Genomic DNA, 5,637 nt, shown 5'->3' with positions numbered 1-5,637 from the left:
CGCTTGCCGCGGCGGAGCTCGGCATGAGCCCGTCGGCGGTCAGCCATGCGGTGCGTCTTGTCGAGGAGAGGATCGGTCAGCCGCTGTTCGCCCGCACAACGCGCAGCGTCTCGCTGACCGAGGCCGGCAAGGCATTGATCGAGACGGCGGCCCCTGCCCTGCAGGACATCGCCGAACGCATGGACCGCATCCGCGGCATCGGCGGCCGTCCGGCCGGGCTGCTGAGGATCAACGTGTCCCATATCGCCATCCCCCTGGCGGTGACGCCCGTGGTGGCGGCAATGGCGGAACGCTATCCGGACGTGACCGTCGAGCTGTTTGCCGATCAGGGTCTCGTCGACATCGTTGGCGAAGGTTTCGACGCCGGCATCAGGCTGGGCGAGATGATCGCGCAGGACATGGTGGTGGTCCGGCTGACGCCGCCGTTCAGCGCCGTGATGGCCGCTGCGCCGGCCTATGTCGGGCGGCGCGGCCGTCCCGCCAGCGTGGCCGATCTCGCCAGCCACAATTGCGTCGGCTACCGCCTCGTGCGCAGCGGCGCGCTCTATCGCTGGGACCTGAGCGAGGACGGCAAGGACGTCTCGGTGGAGACGCACGGCACGGCAGTCGTCACCGATTCGCTCGCCGCGATCGACCTCGCACTTGCCGGGGTCGGCATCATCTATGTCTTCGAGCCGCTGGTGCGCGCCCACATCGACGCCGGCCGCCTCGTGCAGATCCTGCCGCAATCGGCGATAGAGGAACCCGGCCTGTTCCTCTATTTCCCGCGCCGGGCGTCGATGGCGCCGAAGCTCAGGGCCTTCATCGATACCGCACAAGAAATCGGCCGGGCATCCTCGCGGACGCCCGGCCGTGCTGCCTGAGCTCTGTAGCCTTACTTGTGCTTCGGGCTATTTCTTGACCGCCGCCGCGACTTCCGCGGCGAAATCGGTCGTTTCTTTCTCGATGCCTTCGCCGAGCGCGAAGCGCAGATAGGCGCTGATCTTGGCCGACGCGCCGATCTCCTTCTCGGCATCCTTCAGCGCCTTCTCGACGGTGATGTCGGGATTGAGCACGAAGGCCTGCTTGAGGAGCACCACCTCTTCGTAGAACTTGCGCAGACGGCCCTCGACCATCTTCTCGATGATCGCTTCAGGCTTGCCGGACTGGCGCGCCTGGTCGGCGAAGATCGCCTTCTCGCGCTCAACCGCGGCCGGATCGATCTCTTCTGCCGTCAGCGCCATCGGGTTGGTGGCGGCGACGTGCATGGCGACCTGGCGACCAAAGGCGTTGGCGGCATGCTCATTGCCGGTGGTCTCGATCGCGACCAGCACACCGAGCTTGCCGAGGCCGTCGGCAACGGCGTTGTGCACATAGGTCGCCACCGCGCCATGCGGCACGGTGAGCTTGGCCGAGCGGCGGAAATTGATGTTCTCGCCGATGGTGCCGACCGCGTCCTTGACGGTCTCGGTGACCGTCTTGTCGGAACCCGGATACTTCGCGGCAGCCACCGCCTCGGTCGTGCCGTAGGCAAGTGCGACCTTAGCGATGTTCCGCACAAGTTCCTGGAACTGTTCATTGCGGGCAACGAAGTCGGTCTCAGAATTGACCTCGACAATGGCGGCTTCGCGCACGCCGGAATCGACGCCGATCAGGCCCTCGGCGGCGGTGCGGCCGGCCTTCTTGTCGGCCTTGGAGATGCCCTTCTTGCGCAGCCAGTCGACGGCCTCTTCCATGTTGCCGTTGGTCTCGTTCAACGCCGCCTTGCAGTCCATCATGCCCGCGCCGGTCAAGTCGCGGAGTTCTTTGACCTGTGCAGCCGAAATGCTCATTGTCGCCTCTTTGTTTCAAATGCGCCGACGCACCATCGATTCTCGATGATGCGCCCGGCGACAGCGCTTAGCGCGCCAAGATATTGGAAAGATGAAGGCCGGAACCGGCCTTCGCTATTTATGCTTCCGGGGTCTCGGCCGCCGGAGCATCGAGCGCCGGCTCGACCGGAGCCTCGACCGAGGCGCCGATGTCGACGCCGAGCGCGCCCTGCTGGCGGGCGATGCCGTCGATCGCAGCCTTGGCGATCAGGTCGCAGTAGAGCTGGATGGCGCGGGCAGCGTCGTCATTGCCGGGGATCGGGAAATCGATCTTGTCCGGGTCGCAGTTCGAATCGATGATGGCGACGACCGGGATGCCGAGACGCTTGGCCTCGAGGATGGCGATCGCTTCCTTGTTGGTGTCGATGACGAACATCAGGTCCGGCGTCGAGCCCATGTCCTTGATGCCGCCCAGCGCCTTGTCGAGCTTCTCGCGCTCGCGGTCGAGGTTGAGGCGTTCCTTCTTGGTCAGGCCCTGGGCCTCGCCGGCCAGCAGTTCGTCGAGCTTGCGCAGGCGCTGGATCGAGTTCGAGATCGTCTTCCAGTTGGTCAGCATGCCGCCGAGCCAACGCGAGTTGACATAGTACTGGGCCGAGCGCTGCGCGGCGTCGGCGACGATTTCGGACGCCTGGCGCTTGGTGCCGACGAACAGCACGCGGCCGCCCTTGGCGACGGTGTCCGACACCTGCTTGAGCGCCTGGTTCAGCAGCGGCACCGTCTGCGACAGGTCGATGATGTGGATGTTGTTGCGGGCGCCGTAGATGTAGGGCGCCATCTTCGGGTTCCAGCGGTGGGTCTGGTGGCCGAAGTGAATGCCAGCTTCCAAAAGCTGACGCATGCTGAAATCAGGCAGAGCCATTCTCAAGTTCCTTTCCGGTTGGCCTCCACGGACACAGGCATTTTCGGACCGTGGTCCTCGAACGCCACCGGAGGTTTCAGCCGGATTTCTCCCGGGCAGACACCAAAGTCCGTGTGTGGAATGAGCGCGCATATAGAGGGGATGCGCGACAAACGCAAGCGCCCCGGCCGTCTGCCGATCAGCGTGCGACGATCAGCGCACCCGTGCCGATCATGGCGCCGCCGGCAAACCTGTTCATCAGCCGCATGCGCCTGGACGTCGTGAACCAGCCTGAGGCCCGCCCGGCGAGTGCCGCGTAGACGCCCATGGTGATAATGTTGACGCTGATGACGACCGCGACAACCAGCAGCCCGTCGGCGAACGTCATGGTGTCGAGGTCGAGGATCAGCGGCATGATCGAGGCGTGGAACAGGATTGCCTTGGGATTGCCGAGTGCGATTGAGGCGCCAAGGAAAAACGAGCGGGAGAGCCTTGCCTGGGGTGCCTGCGCCGCCTCCGCATGGGCAGCCGCCGAGCGCCACATCCTGATGCCGAGGAACACCAGATAGGCAGCGCCCGCATATTTCAGGACGAGGAACACCCATTCGAAGGTCTGGGCCAGCGCCACCAGGCCGAGCAGCGCCAGGATCACCAGCACCGCGTCGCCGGCGGCAATGCCGACACCGGCCATGAAAGCGCGGACAAAGCCACGCGAGACGCCGTTGGTGATGACCGCGAACATTGCCGGGCCGGGCGTGGCGGCGGCGAGCGTGATCGCGGCGCAGTAAGCCAGAAATGCCGTCAGCGTCATGGCCTTATCTTCCCGTTCGGCACCCGCACGCGGCGGAAGATCGCAACGATCTCCTCGCGGCTGCATTCGATGGCGCCAAGCCGCACGGCCCGGTCGCGCTCGAAGCCGGTTATGTCATAGTGCGGCGCCGATGTCTTGGGCGGCCCCTGGTAGGACGAACGCTTGAGGCCGAGTTCGGTGGCGAAGCGATGCAGTTCGTCGGTGTCGTCGGCCATCAGATGGCACCAGCGGTGGCCGGCCCATTTCCAGATCGCCGCGTCGACATAGATCGCCATCAGGCCTGCCGCTTCCCTCTTCAGCGCCGACGGCCCTGCGAGTCGATTTGCCTTCGACTATTTCGATGCGGGACAGGGTTTCGACTGGTCGAACAGCGACAGATTGACCAGCTTGCCGGTCATCGAGAAGTCGCCATAGTCCATGACCAGGTCGCGGGTGATGCCGTTTTCGTGCAGCTTGAAGCTGATCCGGTACTCCGGCACCTCCTCGCCGCTTTTGTCGGTTTCGTCGAAATAGGCGATGTCGACCGGCCAGTATTTGTCGGCGGCGAGCTTGGCCAGCGCTGGCGCTTCCGGGTCGGTCTTGTCGGCGTCGGTCTTCTTACCGACGACGACCGTCGTCGTCATCACCTTGTTGGCGTCTTCCGACCCGTCGAACAGGTTGGTTTCATAGAAGCTCTCGCCCTTCTCGGCCTTGCCGATCAGTTCCACCAGATGCTGGGTCGGGAACTGGGTGGCGGCGAGCTCCAGGCTGTTCTTCTCGGGCTTGTCGATGTCGACCTTGAGGCCCTTGGCCTCCCTGGTCGCCATGCCCTTGACCTCCTTGTCGAGGTTCTGGTCGACGAAGGACTTGGTGACGAAGGAGAACGTCTTGCCTTCGGCATCCTCGAAAGTGGTCGTCTGCTGATCGGTCAGGCGCGTGTTGTCGTTGGTGACGATCTGGGTGACGAAGCGGAATTTCACCGTGTAGCCTTCGCAAGGCGAGCCATTGAACTCGTACACCATGCGGCCCGAAATACCGGTTATGCCGGAGCGGTCGGATGCCTTGTTGAGGGTCAGGTCGTAGACCGCGCGATGCGCCTGCAGCGCCGGAACGGCAAAGGCGGGAGCCACCAGGAACAGCGCTGGCACAAGGATGGCAGGGAATGCTAGGCGCTTTGCGCGCATATGGTGCTCCGATCGTCGCGGCTGATGGCAGGCCGCAGGGAAAGATGGTCCAGCTTAAAAAAAGTCGTGGCGGAAGCGAGGCAAAAATAGCAATTTCGGCCCGGCTCGCGCTGCGTCTTCAAGCAATAGGGAAATACGATGAGTGAAACAATCGAAAAGCGGCTAAGCGATCTCGGCGTCACGATTCCGGCCGCCGCCGCGCCGGCCGCCAACTACGTGCCCTATTGCCGGACCGGCAATCTGCTGTTCACGGCGGGGCAGTTGCCGCTCGAGGACGGCAAGCTGCAGGCGAGCGGCCTGCTCGGCCGCGACGTCGATACGGCGGCCGGCAAGGAAGCCGCAAAATACTGCGCCATCAACATCCTGGCGCAGGCCAAGGCAGCGCTCGGCGATCTCGGGAAGATCCGGCGCCTGGTCAAGATCACCGTCTTCGTCGCCTCGGCGCCCGACTTCGTCGAGCAGCATTTGGTCGCCAACGGCGCTTCCGATTTCCTGGTCGCGGTACTGGGCGAAAACGGCAAGCACGCCCGCTCCGCCGTCGGTACCGCCTCGCTGCCGCTCAACGCGGCGGTGGAAATCGAAGCGATCTTCGAAGTCGAATGAGCCGGACTGACATCATGACCGATCTTTCCTGGCTGACCGCCCGGCCCGTGGCCCACCGCGGCTTCCACGACATGAACAAGACGCGCTGGGAGAACACGCTGTCGGCCTTCGCAGCCGCCGCCGAGCGCGGCTACGCGATCGAATGCGACGTGCATCTCTCGTCGGACCGCGTTCCCGTCATCATCCATGATGGCGACCTCAAGCGGCTGACCGGCGAGGACGGCTTCGTCTGGCAGCGCACGGCGGCGGAGCTCTCGGCGCTCAGGGTCGGCGGCACGGCCGATCATGTGCCGACGCTGCAGCAGGCGCTCGACCTGATCGACGGCCGCGTGCCGCTGGTGGTCGAACTGAAGGGCACGCCGGGCTACGACC

General features: G+C 64.6%; 8 protein-coding genes. 3 read left to right on the top strand and 5 right to left on the bottom strand.

What is annotated here, in order from left to right; all coding sequences use genetic code 11:
* Positions 1–863 (top strand): LysR family transcriptional regulator (locus tag EN780_RS26375; RefSeq protein ID WP_133372725.1); only part of this gene is annotated, 863 nt, incomplete at its 5' end.
* Positions 864–890: 27 nt separating this feature from the next.
* Here the strand turns inward: EN780_RS26375 and tsf are convergent.
* From tsf to EN780_RS26350, 5 genes are all read right to left on the bottom strand, one after another.
* On the bottom strand, positions 891–1,811 hold the full coding sequence (gene tsf, locus EN780_RS26370) for a translation elongation factor Ts (protein ID WP_128275756.1): 921 nt from the start codon (positions 1,809–1,811) through the stop codon (positions 891–893).
* 118 nt (positions 1,812–1,929) lie between these two features.
* On the bottom strand, positions 1,930–2,709 hold the full coding sequence (gene rpsB / locus EN780_RS26365) for a 30S ribosomal protein S2 (RefSeq protein ID WP_127286033.1): 780 nt from the start codon (positions 2,707–2,709) through the stop codon (positions 1,930–1,932).
* A 178-nt stretch (positions 2,710–2,887) separates the two neighbouring features.
* Positions 2,888–3,499 carry a LysE family translocator gene (locus EN780_RS26360; RefSeq protein WP_128275755.1) on the bottom strand — a complete coding sequence of 204 codons (612 nt, stop codon included), beginning with the start codon at positions 3,497–3,499 and terminating at the stop codon, positions 2,888–2,890.
* A complete protein-coding gene (locus EN780_RS26355) occupies positions 3,496–3,774 on the bottom strand; it encodes a DUF4031 domain-containing protein (RefSeq protein WP_126054457.1) in 279 nt (92 codons plus the stop codon). Before EN780_RS26355 ends, EN780_RS26360 begins: the two co-directional genes overlap by 4 nt.
* A gap of 57 nt (positions 3,775–3,831) precedes the next feature.
* Complete coding sequence (locus EN780_RS26350; RefSeq protein WP_127286031.1) at positions 3,832–4,662, bottom strand: cell envelope integrity EipB family protein; 831 nt, start codon at positions 4,660–4,662, stop codon at positions 3,832–3,834.
* A 138-nt stretch (positions 4,663–4,800) separates the two neighbouring features.
* On the opposite strand from EN780_RS26350, the gene EN780_RS26345 reads away from it, so the two are divergent.
* Positions 4,801–5,265: a RidA family protein gene (locus tag EN780_RS26345; RefSeq protein ID WP_128275754.1), complete on the top strand. Its 465-nt coding sequence runs from the start codon at positions 4,801–4,803 to the stop codon at positions 5,263–5,265.
* A 14-nt stretch (positions 5,266–5,279) separates the two neighbouring features.
* A partial coding sequence (locus tag EN780_RS26340; RefSeq protein WP_281035381.1) for a glycerophosphodiester phosphodiesterase family protein occupies positions 5,280–5,637 on the top strand: 358 nt, incomplete at its 3' end.

Source organism: Mesorhizobium sp. M4B.F.Ca.ET.089.01.1.1 (assembly GCF_004022605.1).
In the GTDB taxonomy this organism is placed as follows: Bacteria; Pseudomonadota; Alphaproteobacteria; order Rhizobiales; family Rhizobiaceae; genus Mesorhizobium; species Mesorhizobium abyssinicae.
Note: the sequence above shows the minus strand (reverse complement) of the source record. Positions and strands in the feature narration are given on the sequence as shown.

Coding starts and splice junctions, on each gene's coding strand:
- tsf (WP_128275756.1), bottom strand. CDS start 1,811: ATGAGCATTTCGGCTGCACAGGTCAAAGAACTCCGCGACTTGACCGGC.
- rpsB (WP_127286033.1), bottom strand. CDS start 2,709: ATGGCTCTGCCTGATTTCAGCATGCGTCAGCTTTTGGAAGCTGGCATT.
- EN780_RS26360 (WP_128275755.1), bottom strand. CDS start 3,499: ATGACGCTGACGGCATTTCTGGCTTACTGCGCCGCGATCACGCTCGCC.
- EN780_RS26355 (WP_126054457.1), bottom strand. CDS start 3,774: ATGGCGATCTATGTCGACGCGGCGATCTGGAAATGGGCCGGCCACCGC.
- EN780_RS26350 (WP_127286031.1), bottom strand. CDS start 4,662: ATGCGCGCAAAGCGCCTAGCATTCCCTGCCATCCTTGTGCCAGCGCTG.
- EN780_RS26345 (WP_128275754.1), top strand. CDS start 4,801: ATGAGTGAAACAATCGAAAAGCGGCTAAGCGATCTCGGCGTCACGATT.